This is a genomic window from Pantoea sp. B270 (genome assembly GCF_018726825.1).
Taxonomy (GTDB): domain Bacteria; phylum Pseudomonadota; class Gammaproteobacteria; order Enterobacterales; family Enterobacteriaceae; genus Pantoea; species Pantoea dispersa.
Window position 1 is genome coordinate 436,375 of the sequence record NZ_JAHCSX010000001.1, and the last position, 18,011, is coordinate 454,385.

General features: G+C 59.4%; 20 protein-coding genes. 11 read left to right on the forward strand and 9 right to left on the reverse strand.

Features of this window, described 5'->3' with window-relative positions:
- The first annotated feature begins 177 nt into the window (after positions 1-177).
- Complete coding sequence (gene hutC / locus KOL70_RS02150) at positions 178-933, forward strand: histidine utilization repressor (RefSeq protein ID WP_021508436.1); 756 nt, start codon at positions 178-180, stop codon at positions 931-933.
- Here hutC and KOL70_RS02155 read toward each other — a convergent pair.
- Together KOL70_RS02155 and KOL70_RS02160 are read right to left on the reverse strand one after the other, a co-directional pair.
- A complete protein-coding gene (locus KOL70_RS02155; RefSeq protein WP_215480144.1) occupies positions 917-1,453 on the reverse strand; it encodes a HutD family protein in 537 nt (178 codons plus the stop codon). The two genes, hutC and KOL70_RS02155, sit on opposite strands and share 17 nt — an antisense overlap.
- Positions 1,450-2,805, reverse strand: coding sequence for a formimidoylglutamate deiminase (locus KOL70_RS02160; RefSeq protein WP_215480145.1), 1,356 nt, complete (start codon positions 2,803-2,805; stop codon positions 1,450-1,452). The genes KOL70_RS02155 and KOL70_RS02160 overlap by 4 nt, the downstream gene beginning before the upstream one ends.
- Before the next feature lie 84 nt (positions 2,806-2,889).
- On the opposite strand from KOL70_RS02160, the gene hutI reads away from it, so the two are divergent.
- The 7 genes from hutI (at position 2,890) to hutH (ending at position 9,847) form a co-directional block, all read left to right on the forward strand.
- Positions 2,890-4,104, forward strand: coding sequence for an imidazolonepropionase (hutI, locus tag KOL70_RS02165; RefSeq protein WP_058769503.1), 1,215 nt, complete (start codon positions 2,890-2,892; stop codon positions 4,102-4,104).
- Positions 4,101-4,892: an N-formylglutamate deformylase gene (gene hutG / locus KOL70_RS02170; RefSeq protein ID WP_215480146.1), complete on the forward strand. Its 792-nt coding sequence runs from the start codon at positions 4,101-4,103 to the stop codon at positions 4,890-4,892. Before hutI ends, hutG begins: the two co-directional genes overlap by 4 nt.
- A gap of 348 nt (positions 4,893-5,240) precedes the next feature.
- Positions 5,241-6,092 (forward strand): transporter substrate-binding domain-containing protein, encoded by an 852-nt coding sequence (locus KOL70_RS02175; protein ID WP_058769505.1) that lies wholly within the window; start codon positions 5,241-5,243, stop codon positions 6,090-6,092.
- 12 nt (positions 6,093-6,104) lie between these two features.
- A complete protein-coding gene (locus KOL70_RS02180; protein ID WP_031279871.1) occupies positions 6,105-6,824 on the forward strand; it encodes an ABC transporter permease in 720 nt (239 codons plus the stop codon).
- A gap of 11 nt (positions 6,825-6,835) precedes the next feature.
- Positions 6,836-7,564, forward strand: coding sequence for an ABC transporter permease (locus KOL70_RS02185; protein ID WP_215480147.1), 729 nt, complete (start codon positions 6,836-6,838; stop codon positions 7,562-7,564).
- A 1-nt stretch (position 7,565) separates the two neighbouring features.
- Positions 7,566-8,366 (forward strand): ABC transporter ATP-binding protein, encoded by an 801-nt coding sequence (locus KOL70_RS02190; protein ID WP_215480148.1) that lies wholly within the window; start codon positions 7,566-7,568, stop codon positions 8,364-8,366.
- The gene (gene hutH, locus KOL70_RS02195; RefSeq protein WP_215480149.1) at positions 8,363-9,847 is read left to right on the forward strand and encodes a histidine ammonia-lyase; all 1,485 of its coding nucleotides are present in this window, start codon (positions 8,363-8,365) and stop codon (positions 9,845-9,847) included. Before KOL70_RS02190 ends, hutH begins: the two co-directional genes overlap by 4 nt.
- Positions 9,848-9,880: 33 nt before the next feature.
- On the opposite strand, the gene KOL70_RS02200 is transcribed toward hutH, so the two are convergent.
- On the reverse strand, positions 9,881-10,510 hold the full coding sequence (locus KOL70_RS02200) for a flavin reductase family protein (RefSeq protein WP_215480150.1): 630 nt from the start codon (positions 10,508-10,510) through the stop codon (positions 9,881-9,883).
- A gap of 179 nt (positions 10,511-10,689) precedes the next feature.
- On the opposite strand from KOL70_RS02200, the gene rlmF reads away from it, so the two are divergent.
- Positions 10,690-11,616 (forward strand): 23S rRNA (adenine(1618)-N(6))-methyltransferase RlmF, encoded by a 927-nt coding sequence (rlmF, locus tag KOL70_RS02205; RefSeq protein ID WP_215480151.1) that lies wholly within the window; start codon positions 10,690-10,692, stop codon positions 11,614-11,616.
- Positions 11,617-11,682: 66 nt separating this feature from the next.
- On the opposite strand, the gene glnQ is transcribed toward rlmF, so the two are convergent.
- The 5 genes from glnQ to rhtA form a co-directional block, all read right to left on the reverse strand.
- Positions 11,683-12,405 (reverse strand): glutamine ABC transporter ATP-binding protein GlnQ, encoded by a 723-nt coding sequence (gene glnQ, locus KOL70_RS02210; protein ID WP_021508424.1) that lies wholly within the window; start codon positions 12,403-12,405, stop codon positions 11,683-11,685.
- On the reverse strand, positions 12,402-13,061 hold the full coding sequence (gene glnP / locus KOL70_RS02215) for a glutamine ABC transporter permease GlnP (protein WP_021508423.1): 660 nt from the start codon (positions 13,059-13,061) through the stop codon (positions 12,402-12,404). Before glnP ends, glnQ begins: the two co-directional genes overlap by 4 nt.
- Before the next feature lie 86 nt (positions 13,062-13,147).
- Positions 13,148-13,894, reverse strand: a complete 747-nt coding sequence (gene glnH / locus KOL70_RS02220; protein ID WP_021508422.1) for a glutamine ABC transporter substrate-binding protein GlnH — start codon at positions 13,892-13,894, stop codon at positions 13,148-13,150.
- A 311-nt stretch (positions 13,895-14,205) separates the two neighbouring features.
- Complete coding sequence (gene dps / locus KOL70_RS02225; protein WP_021508421.1) at positions 14,206-14,709, reverse strand: DNA starvation/stationary phase protection protein Dps; 504 nt, start codon at positions 14,707-14,709, stop codon at positions 14,206-14,208.
- 295 nt (positions 14,710-15,004) lie between these two features.
- The gene (gene rhtA / locus KOL70_RS02230) at positions 15,005-15,913 is read right to left on the reverse strand and encodes a threonine/homoserine exporter RhtA (protein WP_166709838.1); all 909 of its coding nucleotides are present in this window, start codon (positions 15,911-15,913) and stop codon (positions 15,005-15,007) included.
- Positions 15,914-16,417: 504 nt separating this feature from the next.
- On the opposite strand from rhtA, the gene ompX reads away from it, so the two are divergent.
- A complete protein-coding gene (gene ompX, locus KOL70_RS02235) occupies positions 16,418-16,930 on the forward strand; it encodes an outer membrane protein OmpX (protein ID WP_031279869.1) in 513 nt (170 codons plus the stop codon).
- Positions 16,931-17,076: 146 nt separating this feature from the next.
- On the opposite strand, the gene KOL70_RS02240 is transcribed toward ompX, so the two are convergent.
- Positions 17,077-17,271 carry a hypothetical protein gene (locus KOL70_RS02240; protein WP_021508417.1) on the reverse strand — a complete coding sequence of 65 codons (195 nt, stop codon included), beginning with the start codon at positions 17,269-17,271 and terminating at the stop codon, positions 17,077-17,079.
- A gap of 264 nt (positions 17,272-17,535) precedes the next feature.
- Between KOL70_RS02240 and mntR the strand changes: the two genes are divergently transcribed.
- Positions 17,536-17,994, forward strand: a complete 459-nt coding sequence (gene mntR, locus KOL70_RS02245; protein WP_021508415.1) for a manganese-binding transcriptional regulator MntR — start codon at positions 17,536-17,538, stop codon at positions 17,992-17,994.
- Positions 17,995-18,011 lie beyond the last annotated feature (17 nt).

The following is an 18,011-nucleotide window of genomic DNA, read 5'->3' on the forward strand; positions in this document are numbered from 1 at the left end:
ATTGATCGTATTCTGTGAAACGTGCCGCAATGCGGGTGCGGCAACCTTCAGCCTGGTACGCTGCACCAAAAGCGGGCGGCAGCTGCACCACTCCGGCAGGCTTTGCACCATTGGATGTATATACATTTAGGCGGCGAGACAGTAAACTTCACTCATCATTCGGAAAAGGAACAGGAAATGGCGGAGCAAACGGCAATCGCACAGCTGGCGGCAGCGATGGGGGATGAACCCGCGCCCATTTACCAGCGCGTTAAGCAGGCAATCGTCAGCCAGATCCGGGAAGGTCACTGGAAAGCCAACCAGCGGGTGCCGTCCGAGAGCGAGCTGGTGAATGAACTGGGCGTCAGCCGCATGACCATCAACCGTGCGCTGCGGGAACTCACCAGCGAAGGGTTTCTGGTGCGCATGCAGGGCGTCGGCACCTTTGTCGCGGAGATGAAGGGCTATACCGCAATGCTGGAAGTGCACAACATCGCCGATGAAATTGCCCAGCGCGGCCACACGCACAGCTGCAAAATTCTCTCGATTGGTCAGATGAAGGCGGATCCGGAACAGGCGGCGGTGCTGGGATTGTCCACCGGCCAGACGCTGTATCATTCGCTGATCGTGCACTATGAAAATGAGCTGCCGGTGCAGCTGGAAGATCGTCTGGTCAATCCGCTGGTCGCGCCTGATTATCTCAGCCAGGATTACCACAGCCTGACGCCGTACACCTATCTGATGCGCGTCGCCCCGCTGACTGCCGGTGAGCATATCGTTGAAGCGGTACTGCCGGATTTGCGCCAGCGTAAGCATCTGGCGCTGGACGAGCACGAGCCGTGCCTACTTATCCGTCGCCAGACGTGGAGCGACAACAAAATCGTCACCTATGCGCGCCTGCTCTATCCAGGCTCACGCTACAAATTGCTGGGCCGCTTCAGGGGACACGGCTAAGCGCGATAAACAGCAGGCTGGCCTCTGCCGTTTGCGGCACCAGCTGCTGCTCCTGCAGCCACCACATTCCCTGCTGCGCCTGCAGCGTCTCGCCCGCACTGCTGCGCCATGTACCGGCCAGCACATACGCCACGCCATGCAGGCTGCTGACCGCCAGCTGCTCCACGCTTACCGCCGCGCGCCATGCGTCGCGCCGCGTCATGATATTGAAGTCCTGACAGCTGCCGCTGACCTGCGCCTCTATCGCCCATTCGCCGGGAAAGGCCCACGGCTGATGGGGCAGTAACGGCTGTTCGGCCTGTTCACAGCGCAGCAGCACGCTATCGCCATGCAGCAAAGTGATCACCCGATCGACACCGGGGAAGGGCGAGAATGGCCCGTCGGCGTCGATGGTGGCGATGCTGGCGCGCCACTCGAACTGCGCTGCGCCCGGCGGATAGCTGATAATTTCGCGCGTCTCCCCGCCGCCGTTGCGCCAGCGGCTGACCGGCAGCTGCGCGTAGTCAAAGCGCGCGATCATTGCAGCGCCCGCATTGCCCGGGCGAAGCCAGCGGCGGCCGCTTCTTCCGCCACGTGGTGGCCCTGCTGAATCACCGCCTGTCCGGCAACAAACACGTCTCGAATTTGCTGGCTGCTGCCGGCAAACAGCCAGCGATTGAGCAGCGCGGCGGAACTGACGCTGGCCAGCAGCGCATCCTCCTCCAGAACCAGCCAGTCGGCGCGTTTGCCCACCGCCAGCTCACCGCTGGCAATGCCACAGGCCTGCGCGCCGCCCTGCGCCGCCTGCTGCCACAGCAGATCGCCGACCGAGGGTTGATCGGCCAGCGTGATGCGGTTGCGGCGACGATCGCGCAGCCGCTGGCCATACTCCAGCCAGCGCAGCTCCTCCAGCGCACTGAGCGAAACGTGGCTGTCAGAGCCAATGCCCCAGCGCCCGCCGCGCCCGATGTACTCCACCGCCGGGAAGATGCCGTCGCCGAGATTGGCTTCGGTGGTGGGACACAGCCCGGCAATCGCGCCGCTGTCCGCCATGCGCGCGATCTCCTGCTGATCGAGATGGGTGGCGTGAATCAGGCACCAGCGCGCATCAACGGCAAAGCGGTTATACAGCCACGCCACCGGCCGTTCGCCGCTCCATGCCAGACTGTCATTAACCTCTTTTTCCTGCTCGGCAACGTGAATGTGTACCGGCAGATGCGTAGCGCTGGCGGCCAGCACCTCATGCATCTGGGCTTCGCTTACCGCCCGCAGCGAGTGGAAACACAGGCCGTGGTTGATCAGCGGCTGCTGCGCGCTCCACTGCGCGACACGCTGCTGCTGCTGCAGATAGGCATCGGTGTGCTGAATAAAGCGTCGCTGACCGTCGCTGGCCGGCTGCGCACCGAAGCCGCTGTAGCCGTACAGCACCGGCAGCAGCGTCTGGCCGATACCGGCGGTGTGCGCTGCCTGCATCAGCTGGTGCAGCATCGCATCATCAGCGTAGGGCTGGCCGTGCGGATCGTGATGCAGATAGTGAAATTCCGCCACCTGGCTGTAGCCGCCCTTGAGCATATCAATGTAGAGATGGGTGGCGATGGCACCGACCTGCTCAGGCGACAGGCGCTGCACCATGCGGTACATCAGATCGCGCCACGTCCAGAAGCTGTCCTGCGGATCGCCTGCCACTTCCGCCAGCCCGGCCATGGCGCGCTGGAAGGCATGGGAATGCAGGTTGGCCATTGCCGGAATCACCGGGCCGGCCAGACGAACGGCATCGCCGGGCGTACTGTCGGCGGTAAGAGCGCGAATAAATCCCTGATCGTCGGTTGCGATCAGCACGTTTTCCTGCCAGCCGTCGGCCAGCCGTGCGCGTGGGGCAAAATAAACTGCCATGGTTGATCCTCAATGGCGGAAAGTTGTATATACATATACATACTTTGAGGCGCAGTGTAAATCGCCAGACAAAAGGGGAGTGGGATGGCAAGTAAACAGATCGACAGCCTGTGGCTGGGGGCCGATGTGGTCACCATGCGTGACGGTCGCTATAACCTGATTGAGGATGGCGCCGTGGCGGTGGATAACGGCGAGCTGGTGTGGGTCGGCCCGCGCAGCGCGTTACCGGACTTTGCCCCGCGCCGGCAGCAGCAGTTTGACGGCGGCATCATTACGCCCGGTCTGGTGGATTGCCACACGCATCTGGTGTTTGGCGGCGATCGCAGCCAGGAGTTCGAACAGCGGCTCAACGGCGTGAGCTACGCGGAGATCGCCGCGCAGGGCGGCGGCATCCTGTCGACGGTGCGCGCCACGCGCGCGGCCAGCCAGCAGCAGCTGGTGGATTCGGCGCGCTGGCGGCTCGATCGCCTGCTGGCCGAAGGCGTTACCACGGTGGAGATCAAATCCGGCTACGGGCTGGACGAGGAGAGCGAGCTCACTCTGCTGCGCGCTATCCGCGAGCTGGCGCAGTCGGTGCCTGCCGATGTGCAGGCCACCTGCCTGGCGGCGCACGGCTTCCCGCCAGAGTTCAGGGATAACCCGCAGGGCTGGATTGATATCATCTGCCAGCGCCTGCTGCCGCGGGTGAAAGCGGAAGGGCTGGCGGATGCGGTCGACGCGTTTTGCGAACACCTGGCGCTGTCACCGCAGCAGGTGAGCGCGGTATTTGATGCCGCCAAAGCGCTCGGCCTGCCGGTGAAGCTGCACGCTGAACAGCTGTCGGCACTCGGCGGTGCCGCACTGGCGGCGCGCTATGGTGCGCTCTCAGCCGATCACCTCGAATACGCCACGGAGGACGATGCCCGCGCGATGGCGGAGCATGGCACGGTGGCGGTACTGCTGCCCGGAGCGTTCTATCTGCTGCGCGAGACGCAGCGTCCGCCGGTCGAACTGTTCCGCCAGCACGGCGTGCCAATGGCGCTGGCCAGCGATGCCAATCCGGGCACGTCACCGGCGCTGTCGCTGCGGCTGATGCTGAACATGGGCTGTACGCTGTTTGGCCTGACGCCGGAAGAAGCGCTGGCCGGCGTCACGCTGTGGGGCGCGAAGGCGCTTGGCCTGCAGGCCACGCACGGCTCGCTGGAGCCAGGCAAAGTAGCCAATTTTGTCCACTGGCCGCTGGCTCGGCCGGCTGAGCTGGTTTACTGGCTGGGCGGCGAACTGCCGTGCCAGGTTATCTATCGTGGAGAAGCGCAATGACCCCTTTTCATTTCACCGCCGGTAAGCTGCCGCTGCTGGTCAGTATTCCGCATGCCGGTACCCAACTGACGCCGGAGGTTGACGCCGGGCTGAGCGAGGCCGCGCGCGGCCTGCCGGATACCGACTGGCATATTCCGCTGCTGTACGACTTTGTGCGCGACCTCGGTGCCAGCGTACTGATCGGGCACTACTCGCGCTTCGTGATCGATCTCAACCGTCCGCCGGACAACCAGCCGCTGTACAGCACGGCCACCACCGGGCTCTATCCTGAAACGCTGTTTGATGGCACGCCGACCTTCATACCCGGCATGACGCCGGACAGCGGGGCGCGTCAGCGCTATCTGGAGACTATCTGGCAGCCCTATCATCAGCAGATTCAGCAGGAGCTGGCGCGGCTGAAAGCCGAACATGGCTATGCGCTGCTGTTTGATGCGCACTCCATCGCTTCGGTGATTCCGCGCCTGTTCGACGGCCAGCTGCCGGACCTGAACATCGGCACCAACGATGGCGCCAGCTGTTCGGCGGCCAGCATCGCGGCGATTGAGCAGGTGTGCGCCGCGCAAAGCGACTACAGCTGGGTGGTGAACGGACGCTTTAAAGGCGGCTACATCACGCGCGCTTACGGCCAGCCAGCGCAGGGCGTGCAGGCGGTGCAGCTGGAGCTGGCGCAGCTGAATTACATGGATGAGGCGCCGCCGTTTGCCTGGCAGCAGAATCGCGCCACGCGGTTGCAGCACGTGCTGAAGCCGCTGCTGCAGGCGTTTCTGCAGGCGGGGAAAGCCGTTTAATTGATGCGGGTCGCCATCACGGTGACCCCGTTTCTCATTTGGCGGATGTACATCCGCTGCCTCACTCCCCAATGCTGTGCAACCCCTGCCCTGAAAGGGTGCACGACGCGTTCCGCCTGACGCCGATCCCCTCCGTTTACCGTCTTTGCCGATCTGGCACAGCCCTTGCTAGCTTGTATGTACAAGTAAAGACCGCGCGGCAATGATGACTATTTATTCTGGCTGGCTCACAAAAAGCTTATGCCGACAATGATCTGCCGCAAGCTAATTTGTATATACATGAAATGTCATTTGCGCTGTATCAGCCAACAGAGACAGCCAGATTTGTTAACCACCAGGAGAAGACGTATGACACACCGTGCCCCGTTTCGCCGTTTTTGCCTTACCACGCTGTTTGCCAGCCTGATGCTGGCCGGCGTGGCTGCCGAGGCTAAAGAGTGGAAATCCATCACCATCGCCACTGAAGGCAGCTATGAGCCGTGGAACCTGACGCTGCCGGGCGGCAAGCTGGGCGGCTTCGAACCTGAACTGATGGAAGATCTGTGCAAGCGCATGAGCATTCAGTGCAAGCTGGTGGTGCAGAACTGGGACGGGATGATTGCCGGACTGAACGCCGGGAAATATGACGTCATCATGGATGCGATTGTGATTACGCCGGACCGGAAAAAAGTGGTCAACTTCACCACGCCGTACGCGTCAACGCCGGCGACCTTCATCACCAGCAAAGATAACCCGCTGCTGCCGGCCGATAAGAACATCATCAAACTGCACGACGACGAGGCGGCCATCAATGCGGCCATCGCCCCGCTGAAGGCGGCGCTCAAGGGCAAAACCATCGGCATTGCCTCCGGCACCGTGTATACGCCGTTTATCGATAAATACTTCAAAGACGTGGCCGACGTGCGCGAATACACCGCTTCGGCGGATGCGATTCTCGATCTGCAGGCGGGCCGCATTGATGCGGTGTTTGATGACGTGACCTTCGCGCAGTCGATGCTGGCGCGTAAAGAGAACAGCAACCTGACGTTCAGCGGCCCGCAGCTGGGCGGTCCGATCTGGGGGGAAGGCGAAGCGATGGGCGTGCGCATGGCTGATAACGACCTGAAGGCCAAACTCGATGCCGCCATTCACGCTGCGCTGGCGGACGGCACGGTGAAAAAGCTGAGCGAGAAGTGGTTTAAAACTGACGTAACGCCGTAAGTGAGGTGAAAGATGATGAGCCTGCTGAGTTTTGGTGCAGATGGCTGGGGTCGCCTGATTCTGAGCGCCGCCGGTACCACGCTGCTGCTGTCGCTGGCGGCGCTGATGATTGGCGCCGTGGTCGGTTCCGGCGTGGCGGCGGCGAAACTCTCGCACCAGCGCTGGCTGCGCTGGCTGGGTGAAAGCTATTCGGTGGTGTTTCGCGGCATCCCGGAGCTGCTGGTGATCTACCTGTTCTACTTCGGTGGATCGGGGTTGATCACGCTGGTCGGCCAGCTGTTTGGTGCTGACGGCTTTATTGAAGCACCGCCGTTCCTGATTGGCGCGCTGGCTATCGGGCTCATCTCCGGATCCTATCAGGGTGAAGTGTATCGCGCTGCGCGCCTGGCGCTGGCGAAGGGCGAAGTCGAAGCGGCGGTAGCCATCGGGATGCCGCGCTGGCGTATCGCCCAGCGCATCCTCGTCCCGCAGATTGTGCGCTACGCGCTGCCGGGGATGTCCAACGTCTGGCAGATGAGTCTGAAAGATTCGGCGCTGGTGTCAGTGACCGGCATCGTCGAGCTGATGCGCGCCAGCCAGGTGGCGGCCGGTTCAACGCGCGATTACTTCACCTTTTATCTGATTGGCGGTGGCTGCTATCTGCTGCTGACACTGCTGTCGAACCATGCGTTTCGCCGCGCGGAATCGCGCCTCGGCCGCGCATGGCAAAGTCGCACTGCGGCACAGCACTAAGGAGCAGCAGCATGATCGACTTCGCTTTTCTTGCCGACACTTTTCTTAAGCTGAGCGCGGCGCTGCCGGTGACGCTCGGGCTGTTTATCAGCGCCTTTGTCTGCGGCGGGCTGCTGGCGCTGGGCATTCTGGCGCTGCGCATGAGCCGCTGGCGGCTGCTGAGCGGTTTTGCCCGCGGCTATATTCTGGTGTTTCGCGGCTCGCCGCTGCTGATTCAGCTGTTTCTCATCTACTACGGGCTCGGCCAGTTTGGCGTGATTCGCCACAGCTTCGTCTGGCCGTTTCTGCGCGAGCCGTTTATCTGCGCGGTGCTGGCGCTGTCGCTGTGTACCGCCGCTTACACCGCTGAGATCCTGCGCGGTGCGCTGCTGGCGGTGCCGGCAGGTCAGGTCGAAGCCGGGCTGGCCTGCGGCATGTCACGCTGGCTGCTGCTGCGCCGCATCATCGCGCCGATCATGCTGCGCTATGCGCTGCCGGCGTACTCCACCGAGGCGATTCTGCTGGTGAAATCCACCGCGCTCGCCAGCCTGGTCACGGTGTGGGATGTCACCGGCGTGGCGCAGCAGATCATCCAGCGTACCTATCGCACCATGGAGGTGTTTGTCTGCGCTGCGGCGATCTACCTGATTCTCAACTTTATTATCGTCCAGCTGTACGCGCTGTTAGAGCGCCGTCTGACCCCGGTGCACCGCGCTGAAAAAAAGCCGCTGCCCGCCGTTAAACCGCTTGCCGGAGACTAATATGCATTCCACTTCATCAGTCACCTTGTCCGCCACTGATATCCATAAATCCTTTGGCGCTATGGAGGTGCTCAAGGGCATCTCGCTGCAGGCGCATCAGGGCGATGTTATTTCAATTCTCGGTGCCAGCGGCTCGGGCAAAAGTACCTTGCTGCGCTGCATCAATCTGCTGGAAACGCCGGATGCCGGCGTGGTGAGCGTAGGCGGCGAAACCATTGAAATGAAGCGCCACGCGCGCGGCCATCAGCTGGCGGCGAATCCTAAGCAGATTGAACGCCTGCGTTCGCGGCTGGGCATGGTGTTTCAAAGCTTCAATCTGTGGTCGCACATGACGGTGCTGCAGAACGTGATTGAAGGTCCGCACTATGTGCTGAAGCGCGATAAAAAGAGTTGTATCGCCCAGGCAGAGCAGTTGCTGGATCGCGTCGGGCTGCTTAACCGCAAGGATTTTTATCCGGCGCAGCTCTCCGGCGGCCAGCAGCAGCGCGTGGCGATTGCCCGCGCGCTGGCGATGGATCCGGAGGTGATGCTGTTTGATGAGCCAACCTCGGCGCTCGACCCGGAACTGGTCGGCGAGGTGCTCAAAGTGATGCGCAGCCTGGCGGAAGAGGGGCGCACCATGCTGGTGGTGACGCACGAGATGGGCTTCGCGCGCAACGTCTCTAATCGCGTGGTGTTTATGCATCAGGGCAACATTGATTGCGAGGGCACGCCGGAAGCGATGTTTGGCGCCAGCGGTTCATCGCGCTTTAAGCAGTTTATCTCCAGCCATCAGAGCCATCACGCGGAGCAGCCAGTATGACCGTCGTCTGGGGCGATGCGCCGCTGACCTGGCAGGCGCTGGTACAGGTAGCGCGACATAACGCCGAACTGACGCTGAGCGCCGCCGCCTGGCAGCGCATTGCGCGCGGTCGCGAGATCGTCGAACAGATCGTTGCCAGCGGCCAGATTGCCTATGGCATCAACACTGGGCTGGGGGCGCTGTGTAACATCACGCTGCCGGAAGACCAGCTCAGCCAGCTGTCACGCAATACGTTGCTGAGCCACGCCTGCGGCGTCGGTCCGCTGCTGACGCGCGAGCAGACGCGCGCCATTCTGTGTGCGGCCATCGCCAATTACAGCCACGGCAAATCCGGCGTTTCGGTGGCGCTGGTGCAGCATCTGCTGGCGCTGCTCAATCAGCAGATCACGCCGCAGGTGCCGTCGCAGGGTTCGGTCGGTTATCTCACCCACATGGCGCATATCGGGCTGGCGCTGATTGGCGTGGGCGACGTTGAGTACCAGCAACAGGTGATGCCGGCGGAGCAGGCGCTGCGGCTGGCCGGTTTACAGCCGTATCGCCCCGGTGCCAAAGAGGGCCTGAGCCTGGTCAACGGTACGCCGTGCATGACCGGGCTGAGCTGTCTGGCGCTGGACGATGCGGCGCGGCTGCTGGATTGTGCGGATGTCACCGGCGCGATGAGCTTCGAAGCGCTGCGCGGTCAGCTGGCGGCCTTTGACGCCGAGGTGATTGCGCTGAAAGCCAGCCCCGGCATGCAGCACAGCGGCCAGCGTCTGCGTGCGCTGCTGAGCGACAGCCCGTTGCTGGCGGCGAGCTGCGGCATACGCACCCAGGATGCGCTCAGCCTGCGTTCGATGCCGCAGGTGCACGGCGCCAGCCGCGATCAGTTCGCCCACGCGGCGCGTCAGCTTGAGATCGAGCTGAATGCCTGCACCGACAATCCGCTGGTGCTGGGCACGCCGGACGACTGGCGCGTGGTGTCGCAGGCCAATCCGCACGGCGAATCGGTTGCCATGGCGGCCGATCTGCTGGCGATTGCCATGGCGGAGATTGGTAGCATTGCCGAGCGCCGGCTGGATCGGCTGGTCAATCCGCTGGTCAGCGGGCTGCCGCCGTTTCTGGTGGCGCAGCCGGGCGTCAACTCCGGCATGATGATCGCACAATACGTGGCGGCTTCCCTGTGCGCGGAGAATCGTCAGCTGGCGCAGCCGGCGGTGCTGGACAATTACGTCACCTCGGGACTGCAGGAGGATCACCTCAGCCTCGGTACCGGCGCGGCGCTCAAGCTGATCAGACTGCTGAATAACCTCTGGCAGGTGCTGGCGATTGAGTACCTGCTGGCGGCGCAGGCGCTGGATTTTCACGGTGAGGCGCAGCTGGCCAGCGGCACGGGCCAGGCGCTACGTGCGCTGCGTGCTGAGGTTGCCACCTGGCAGGAGGATCGCTGGCTGGCACCGGAGATAGCCCGGACGGTGAAGGTGTTACAGACGCTGGCCTGCTAGCGGCGCGAGGGGGCGCGCCGCCAGTGGCCTGATTTAACCGCGGCGCGCGTCCGGGCGCACCAGATCAAAACGCTGATCTTCGCTGATGGCGTAATAGGCGGAAGGACCGCCAGCGCGCAGAATCGGCTGCGCTTTGGCGGTCTGGGAGATGCCGTTCTCCAGCAGCGCTTCATCGATGTGAATCGCCACCGCTTCGCCCAGTACCAGCCAGCTCTCCAGCTCGCCTCCCTGTGCATCCTGCAGGCGAATCAGCTGCGTCAGGCGACACTCAAAGTTGACCGGGCTTTCTGCCACCATGCTGACGTTAACGTGGGAAGCGGCCAGCGGCGTCAGGCCGGCGAGGGCAAACTCGTCGTGATCGGGCGGTACTGAGGCGGAACTCTCATTCATGGCTTCTGCCAGCGGACGCGTCGCCAGGTTCCAGACAAACTCGCCGGTTTCACTGATATTCTGCACGCTGTCTTTCCAGCCGCTGCTGGCAAAACCAATGATTGGCGGATGGTAGTTAAAACAGTTAAAGAAACTATAGGGCGCCAGATTGCGCTGGCCGCTGGCGCTTTGCGAGCTGACCCAGCCAATCGGGCGCGGGCCGACGATGGCATTGAGCGGATCGTGAGGCAGACCGTGTCCACTGCGTGGCTGATAAGTGTAACGTTGACGCATTTGCGCTCCTGATTCGTCCTGGATACTGCGTGTTCCGGCGGCGCTGGCGGCTGGACGCAGTATTGCGGATGCAGTTTTAGGGAGAATAGATTTAAATTCGTTGCACTAAATTTTCCTGGCGGATTGTGCGCTGCCGTCATCCAGCGTATCTTACGCGCGCATTAATGTCCGGAGAATCTATGAACAAGCCTGCCGCTACCGCGCTCTTTCATCCGCGTAACCGCCATCAGGGCCGTTATGATTTTGCTGCCCTGACTGCCGCGCATCCGCCGCTGGCGGACAAAGTGCGCCCCAACGGTTACGGTGAGCTGTCGGTTGATTTCGCCGATCCGCACGCGGTGCTGCTGCTGAATCAGGCGCTGCTGAAACTGTTTTATAACCTGAACTGGCAGCTGCCGGAAGGCTATCTGACGCCGCCGGTGCCGGGCCGCGCTGACTATATCCATGCGCTGGCGGATCTGCTGGCCAGCGATAACGGTGGCGTGCTGCCGCGCGATCTCGACGTGATGGATATTGGCTGCGGTGCCAACTGCATCTATCCGCTGATCGGTTACGCAGAGTATGGCTGGCGCTTTACCGGCACCGACATCAGCGCGGACGCCGTTAACGCCGCCAGTCAGATTGTGGCCAGCAATCCCGGCCTGCAGCGCGCCATTCGCCTGCGCCGTCAGAAGCACGAGAGCGCGATTTTTGCTGGCGTGGTGCACAAGAACGAACGCTATCACGCGGTACTGTGTAATCCGCCGTTTCATGCCTCGGCGGCCGATGCGGCGGCCGGCAGCCAGCGTAAAGTGCGCAATCTCGGCCTGAGCAGGCAGGCGCCGCTTAACTTCGGCGGTCAGCATAACGAGCTGTGGTGCGACGGCGGTGAGCGTGCGTTTATCGGCCGGATGATCGATGAAAGCGTCGCATTAGGCGATCGCATCGTCTGGTTTACCTCGCTGGTGTCGCGCAAAGAGCATCTGCCCGAGCTGCGCGATCGGCTGAAGGCGCACGACGCTTATCAGGTACGCATCGTCGACATGGCGCAGGGCCAGAAGCAGAGCCGCTTTATCGCCTGGACATTTTTACCGCCCGCCACGCGCGCGCAGCGGCTGGCACGCTAAGCGCTGCTCAGGTAAAAAAAAAGCCGCTACGGGGATCCGCAGCGGCTTTGTTGTTTTTACGCCGTATTAAGAGACGTGCTGCAGGAACTCACGCAGACGGTCGCTCGGCGGGTTAGTGATCAGATCGTCCGGATTGCCATCTTCCGCGATGGTGCCTTTGTCGATAAAGATCAGGCGCGACGCTACTTTCTGTGCAAAGCCCACTTCATGGGTCACGATCACCATGGTCATGCCTTCTTCCGCCAGATCCTGCATCACTTTCAGCACTTCGTGACGCAGCTCGGGATCGAGTGCCGAGGTAGGCTCATCGAACAGCATCATCTTCGGCTTCACCGCCAGCGCACGCGCAATCGCCACGCGCTGCTGCTGGCCGCCGGACAGCTCAGAAGGGAAGTGGTGCGCGCGCTCGGCGAGGCCGACCTTGCCCAGCAGCTCACGCGCCAGTTTGTGTGCGGCGTCTTTCTTCGCCCCGCGCACGCGGATCGGACCAAAGGCCACGTTGTCCAGCGCGCTCATCTGCGGGAACAGATGGAACTGCTGGAACACCATACCGGCTTCCTGACGGATCAGGCGTTCATCCACTTTTGGATCGTTAACTTTCATGCCATCGACAATCAGTTCGCCGCTGCTGATCTCTTCCAGCTTGTTGATGCAGCGCAGCAGGGTAGATTTACCGGAGCCGGACGGCCCGATGATTACCACCACTTCACCCTGATTAATTTTCAGGTTGATGTCGTGCAGTACCTGAGTCTGGCCGAAGTTTTTCGAGACGTTTTTAAATTCAATCACAGGATTTTCACCCTTTTCTCAATACGGCGCAGCACAAAGCTCAACACCAGCGTAATAACCAGGTAAATGATGGCAACGGCGCTCCAGATCTCCAGTGCGCGGAAGTTACCGGCGATGATCTCCTGGCCCTGACGGGTCAGTTCCGCCACGCCAATCACGATGAACAGCGAGGTGTCTTTGATGCTGACGATCCACTGGTTACCCAGCGGCGGCAGCATGCGGCGCAGCGCCAGCGGCATGATCACGTAGCGCAGCGTTTCGCGGCGCGACAGGCCAAGCGCCAGGCCGGCTTCACGGAACCCTTTGTTGATCGACAGCACCGCACCGCGGGTAATCTCCGCAATGTAGGCACCGGAGTTGATCATGATGGTCACGACGGCGGCGGTGAACGGGTCGATGCGCAGGTCCGGGAAGGCCATCGGCAGGGCGAAGTAGATGAACATCACCTGCACCACGATCGGCGTGCCGCGAATCAGTTCAATGAACACTAACGCGATGTTGTTGGTGATCCAGCCGCCGTAGGCGCGAGCGAAACCGGCCACCAGGCCGATAACCAGGCCGCCAATCAGGCCGAGGATCGAGATAAGCAGGGTCATTTTGGCGCCTTCAATCAGGATCGGTAAGGCGGGCCAGATGACGCTCCAGTCAAACTCCATGGTGTGACTCCAGAATCTGTTGCAGTGGAAATGTAAAAAGCAGGGAGAACAAAGCTCCCTGCTGATAAAAAGGCCTCAGGCCTGAATTATTTAGGTTCGCTGCCGAACCATTTTTTATAGATAGTGTTGTAAGTACCATTGTCGTGCAGGGTTTTTAGCGCGCCATTCACTTTCTCACGCAGGTCGTCGCTGCCTTTCGGGAAAGCGATGCCATACTGTTGCGCTTCGATGGAGTCACCGACGGCTTTGAAACGGCCTTTGCCAGCGGTGTGGATGAAGTACAGGATGTTTGGCGTGTCGTGCAGCACGGCGTCAGCACGGTTAGTACCTAACTCCATGTACGCGTTATCGATGTTCGGGAACTGGCGCAGGTCTTTAGTTTTGATATGCGCTTTGGCGTAATCCACCGAACCGGTGCCGCTTTTCACTGCGACCACTTTACCGTTCAGATCGTCGATGCCTTTGATGTCATTTTCGTTGTTACGCACCATTACCAGCAGGCCGCTTTTGTAGTAGCCGTCAGAGAATTCGATGGCTTTTTTACGTTCTTCGGTAATGGTGATGCCGGCCAGCGCCAGGTCAACGTTTTTGGTTTGCAGCGCCGGAATGATGCCGCTGAAATCCATCGGCTTCAGGGTGTAATCCAGCTTCAGCTGTTTAGCGATAGCGTCCCACAGGTCGATATCAAAGCCGACGTACTTGTCGCCCTGTTTAAATTCAAACGGAACGAAGGCGGTGTCGGTAGCGACCACCAGTTTTTTGTCTGCTGCAGTGGAGGAAAGCGAGAAGGCCAGCGCCAGCGCGGCCACGGAGACTTTAATCAACGACTTCATCATTTTTTTCCTTATTACCCGTCAGGCCTGGTGGCCTGATGTACGGCTCATCATATGAAAAAATTATGCCAACTTTTCTCAAACGCGAAAATCAATAGATTGCCGGGGCAGGCTGACACGATTCTGCACGCCGGGAAAAGTTTGCACCAGAATGAATCACCAAAATGGTGCATTGTGCTGTGGTGGTGCAGGCACAGTGTGCATCAGAGTGATAATAAGGGAAAGAAAGGATTAAGGAATTGTTAACGGCGTCAAAAAAGCCGGGCGGGTAGCAGGCATAAAAAAGGCGGGATAACCCGCCTGTCTGAGCATTACTCGATATTTGATTCGATAAACCACAGGAACTTATCAAGGTCACGCGATGCGGCAGTAAAGATATCAGCCGTATCTTCGTCTTTCACTTCACTGATGGCTTTACGCGTATCGTTAGCCACGACGGCGTAACGATCGGCCAGCGCTTTCAGGTGATCCTGTACGCTGTGAATGTTCAGCGGGTAGCTTTTCAGCGGTGACTTGTCGTTAACCACCTGCGTGGTGCCCAGCGCCACGCCGCCCAGCTGCACCACACGTTCTGCGATGGTATCCTGGTGGTCGGTAATCGCGGTGCGGAAGCCGTCCAGCATTTCATGTACACCGATAAAGTTTGCGCCGCGCATATTCCAGTGCGCCTGCTTGGTGATCAGCGACAGGTCAATAAATTCCACGACCAGACGGTTGAGCACCTCGATGGTAGCTTTCTTCTCGCTATCAGCCACGTCATTGCGGGTATAAATCAGATCGGAAGATTTTGTTTTAACCAGTTTTGCGGTACTCATCATTAATGTCCTCTTATTGATAGTTGTCCTAATCAAGCACGGGAATAAGTATAGCAGCAGTTTTTGACTCTGCAGGATTGATTAAATCAATGACAGGAATAGTTAAAGCCGAAGGTGGGTTAAGAAATAAGGTTAATAGATTTAACGTCATGTAAATAAAGGAATTATCTGGTTTGTTAAATATTTACTCATCATGTTGCAAAATAATAATAACCGATCGTTCACATAGCAAAGAAATGATAATGAGAATGTTTCTATATTCAGCCTGTTAAATAACCGGCTGAACCCGCACTGTTTATTGCGGCGCGTTGATATCGACTTCGTTTATATGTGCCGCTTTCTGTTTCATGGTCAGCGTCGAGCCGGCCGACGCGGCAATGATCGCCAGCAGCGCCAGCCACTGCTGCAGCGTCAGCAGTTCGCCGAGGAACAGCATGCCGGAGAGTGCGGCCATCGCCGGTTCCAGACTCATCAGCGTGCCGAAAATGCGCGCCGGCAGACGCGTTAACGCCATCATCTCCAGCGAGTAAGGAATGGCGCTGGAGAGCAGGGCGATAAGCAGCGCCAGCGGCAGGATTTCCCATTGCCAGATGCCGGGCGCGGCGAAGGTCAGACCGAGCGGCACAAAAATCACTGACGCAATCAGCGACCCCATCGCCACCGTGGCCGGGCCGTGTTCAGCACCTGCCCGCTGGCCCGCCAGAATATAGACTGCCCAGCAGGCACCCGCGCCCACCGCCAGCAGTGCGCCTGCCGGATCGATATGGCTGAGGCCGTGACCAATCGGCAGCAGGAACCACAGGCCGGTGACCGCCAGCAGCACCCAGAGAAAATCCAGCGGACGGCGCGCGCCGGCCAGCGCCAGCGTCAGCGGACCGAGAAACTCCAGCCCTACCGCGACGCCCAGCGGCACGGTACGAATCGAGAGATAGAACAGATAATTCATGCAGCCCAGCGCCAGTCCATACATCAGCAGCGGCTTGCGCTGCGCGGCGCTAAAGCGCAGACGCCAGGGTTTGAAAATTGCGCACAGGATAAGCGTGCCCAGTCCCAGACGCAGCGCGGTAATGCCCGGCGCACCGACGGTGGGAAACAGCGATTTCGCCAGCGATGCGCCGCCCTGCAGCGACAGCATGGCGATCAGTAATACGGCAACCGGCAGCACTACCGGCGCCAGTTTGGGGTGGGAAAGAGGTGCAGACATCCTGTGATCAATTCCTGTGATGATGAATAACCAGGCAACGGGCAGCCAGTGTAAAGCAATCGGCGGGAAATAAGGAGGCGGCTGAGGCAATGATGCAGGGTTTCTGTCACCGCTTTATCATCGGGCGCGGTCGCCTCGCATTATCCTGGCGTCAGTGACGACTCATTCACACCGCTTTTCGGGCGAAATTTCCGGCGAATAAAGCGCGACGGCGGAAAAAATGCGCCAGCGACTGGCTGAAAAATCACCGTTTTCAGGGCCATTTCCGTAAAGAAATGTCAGGTTAGTTTAGGAATTTACTTAAACCGATAATTTTCTGTGCGCAGGATTATTGCAGAAAGATGATGCTTTTTATAAGAAAAATGAATGACATACGAAAGTTCATTAACTTTCTGTTACACCAAACAATCTGTTAGACAACAAAATGCGGGCAGAGTTTCTTGCTAAGTTTTGTTATATTTTTAGCGTTGTCAGGAGAGAAGTATATTCACATTTGAGGTGGTTATGAAAAAAATTGCATGTCTTTCAGCACTGGCTTGTGTACTGGCAGTTTCCGCTGGTTCCGCCATGGCACAGAGCACCGTTTCTGCCGGCTACGCGCAGAGCGACTATCAGGGCGTTGCTAACAAAGCTAACGGCTTCAACCTGAAATACCGCTACGAAGACGGTTCTAACCCACTGGGTTGGATCGGTTCTTTCACCTACACCGAAAAAGATCGCACTGAAGATGGCGTGTACAACAAAGGTCAGTACTACGGCATCACCGGTGGTCCGGCTTACCGTCTGAACGACTGGGCCAGCATCTACGGCGTAGTAGGTATCGGCTACGGCAAATACCAGCAGAACCAGACTGCCGGTCAGTCTAAAACCGACAGCAGCGACGTAGGCTTCTCTTACGGCGCAGGTATGCAGTTCAACCCAATCCAGAACGTTGCTCTGGACGTGGGCTACGAGCAGAGCCGCATCCGTAACGTCGACGTGGGCACCTGGATTGCTGGCGTAGGTTACAGCTTCTAAGTTTTTGCTTAGACCAGAGTTGCACAGAAACGGCCCTTTACGGGCCGTTTTTTTATGCCTGAAAACACTGCCGTGAAGGGCGTTTTTCGCAGGCAAAATAAAACCCGCTGCAGGCAGCGGGTCAGACTGTGAAGCCCTGAGGAAACTCAGCCGCGCCAGATCAGATTCGGGCAGGGCTGTGCGGCGATTTTTTTGCCGGTCAGTTTCTCAAGCAGCATCAGGCGCAGGGCAAAAGGCGAGCGGCTAAACAGACACAACAGCGACTTCAGCTCAAAAGCCGGTTTGCTTTGTACGGTCTGGAAGCATTTGCCGCAGTCGAGGCAGCTTTTCATCGTGCTCATCTTTACCTCCTGGAAAACGGGTAACCCAACAGTAAGCACAGCCCTGCAATAAACAGCAGGAAAAGGAGCAGCAACAGCCAGGGTTCGTTCATCGTTGCCTCCTTTGTAGGCTATTCGCTTACAACATGTACAAAGATAGCACTGGCTATACTCTTTAGCCAACACTATTCAGGAAAAATTTGTGCTTATTTGTGCCTGGTTTACAATGAGCGCAGCCAGCCCGCACCGCAGGTAAAGTGCGGCAGATAATAAAGAGGAAGCTGAATGAGTCGTCGTGCGAAAAGCGCCACCCACATGCCCCAGGGGCCGCTGAAAGATATTGAGGAGCATGTCGAAGGATTTCGCCAGGTACGCGAAGCGCATCGCCGTGAGCTGATTGATGATTACGTTGAGTTAATCTCTGATTTAATTCGTGAATTTGGCGAGGCGCGCCAGGTTGACATGGCGGCACGCCTGGGCGTCTCGCAGCCGACCGTGGCCAAAATGCTGAAGCGTCTCAGTACCACCGGTCTGGTTGAGCAGGTGCCGTATCGCGGCGTGTTCCTCACCCCGGAAGGCGAGAAGCTGGCTGAAGCCAGCCGCGTGCGCCATCATATCGTTGAAACCTTTCTGCTGGCGCTGGGCGTCAGTCCGGAAACCGCCCGCCGGGATTCCGAAGGGCTCGAGCATCACGTCAGTGATGAAACCCTCGCCGTGTTCCAGAAATTTTACGAGAATCGCTAACCTACAAGGCCTTCTGC

Excerpts from the sequence above, each read along its gene's own strand:
- KOL70_RS02185 (WP_215480147.1), top strand. The coding sequence starts at position 6,836 with ATGATCGACTTCGCTTTTCTTGCCGACACTTTTCTTAAGCTGAGCGCG.
- KOL70_RS02200 (WP_215480150.1), bottom strand. The coding sequence starts at position 10,510 with ATGCGTCAACGTTACACTTATCAGCCACGCAGTGGACACGGTCTGCCT.
- rhtA (WP_166709838.1), bottom strand. The coding sequence starts at position 15,913 with ATGTCTGCACCTCTTTCCCACCCCAAACTGGCGCCGGTAGTGCTGCCG.
- KOL70_RS02155 (WP_215480144.1), bottom strand. The coding sequence starts at position 1,453 with ATGATCGCGCGCTTTGACTACGCGCAGCTGCCGGTCAGCCGCTGGCGC.
- ompX (WP_031279869.1), top strand. The coding sequence starts at position 16,418 with ATGAAAAAAATTGCATGTCTTTCAGCACTGGCTTGTGTACTGGCAGTT.
- KOL70_RS02175 (WP_058769505.1), top strand. The coding sequence starts at position 5,241 with ATGACACACCGTGCCCCGTTTCGCCGTTTTTGCCTTACCACGCTGTTT.
- glnP (WP_021508423.1), bottom strand. The coding sequence starts at position 13,061 with ATGGAGTTTGACTGGAGCGTCATCTGGCCCGCCTTACCGATCCTGATT.
- glnH (WP_021508422.1), bottom strand. The coding sequence starts at position 13,894 with ATGAAGTCGTTGATTAAAGTCTCCGTGGCCGCGCTGGCGCTGGCCTTC.
- mntR (WP_021508415.1), top strand. The coding sequence starts at position 17,536 with ATGAGTCGTCGTGCGAAAAGCGCCACCCACATGCCCCAGGGGCCGCTG.
- hutC (WP_021508436.1), top strand. The coding sequence starts at position 178 with ATGGCGGAGCAAACGGCAATCGCACAGCTGGCGGCAGCGATGGGGGAT.
- KOL70_RS02240 (WP_021508417.1), bottom strand. The coding sequence starts at position 17,271 with ATGAGCACGATGAAAAGCTGCCTCGACTGCGGCAAATGCTTCCAGACC.
- rlmF (WP_215480151.1), top strand. The coding sequence starts at position 10,690 with ATGAACAAGCCTGCCGCTACCGCGCTCTTTCATCCGCGTAACCGCCAT.
- hutH (WP_215480149.1), top strand. The coding sequence starts at position 8,363 with ATGACCGTCGTCTGGGGCGATGCGCCGCTGACCTGGCAGGCGCTGGTA.
- KOL70_RS02160 (WP_215480145.1), bottom strand. The coding sequence starts at position 2,805 with ATGGCAGTTTATTTTGCCCCACGCGCACGGCTGGCCGACGGCTGGCAG.
- KOL70_RS02180 (WP_031279871.1), top strand. The coding sequence starts at position 6,105 with ATGATGAGCCTGCTGAGTTTTGGTGCAGATGGCTGGGGTCGCCTGATT.
- hutG (WP_215480146.1), top strand. The coding sequence starts at position 4,101 with ATGACCCCTTTTCATTTCACCGCCGGTAAGCTGCCGCTGCTGGTCAGT.
- hutI (WP_058769503.1), top strand. The coding sequence starts at position 2,890 with ATGGCAAGTAAACAGATCGACAGCCTGTGGCTGGGGGCCGATGTGGTC.
- dps (WP_021508421.1), bottom strand. The coding sequence starts at position 14,709 with ATGAGTACCGCAAAACTGGTTAAAACAAAATCTTCCGATCTGATTTAT.
- KOL70_RS02190 (WP_215480148.1), top strand. The coding sequence starts at position 7,566 with ATGCATTCCACTTCATCAGTCACCTTGTCCGCCACTGATATCCATAAA.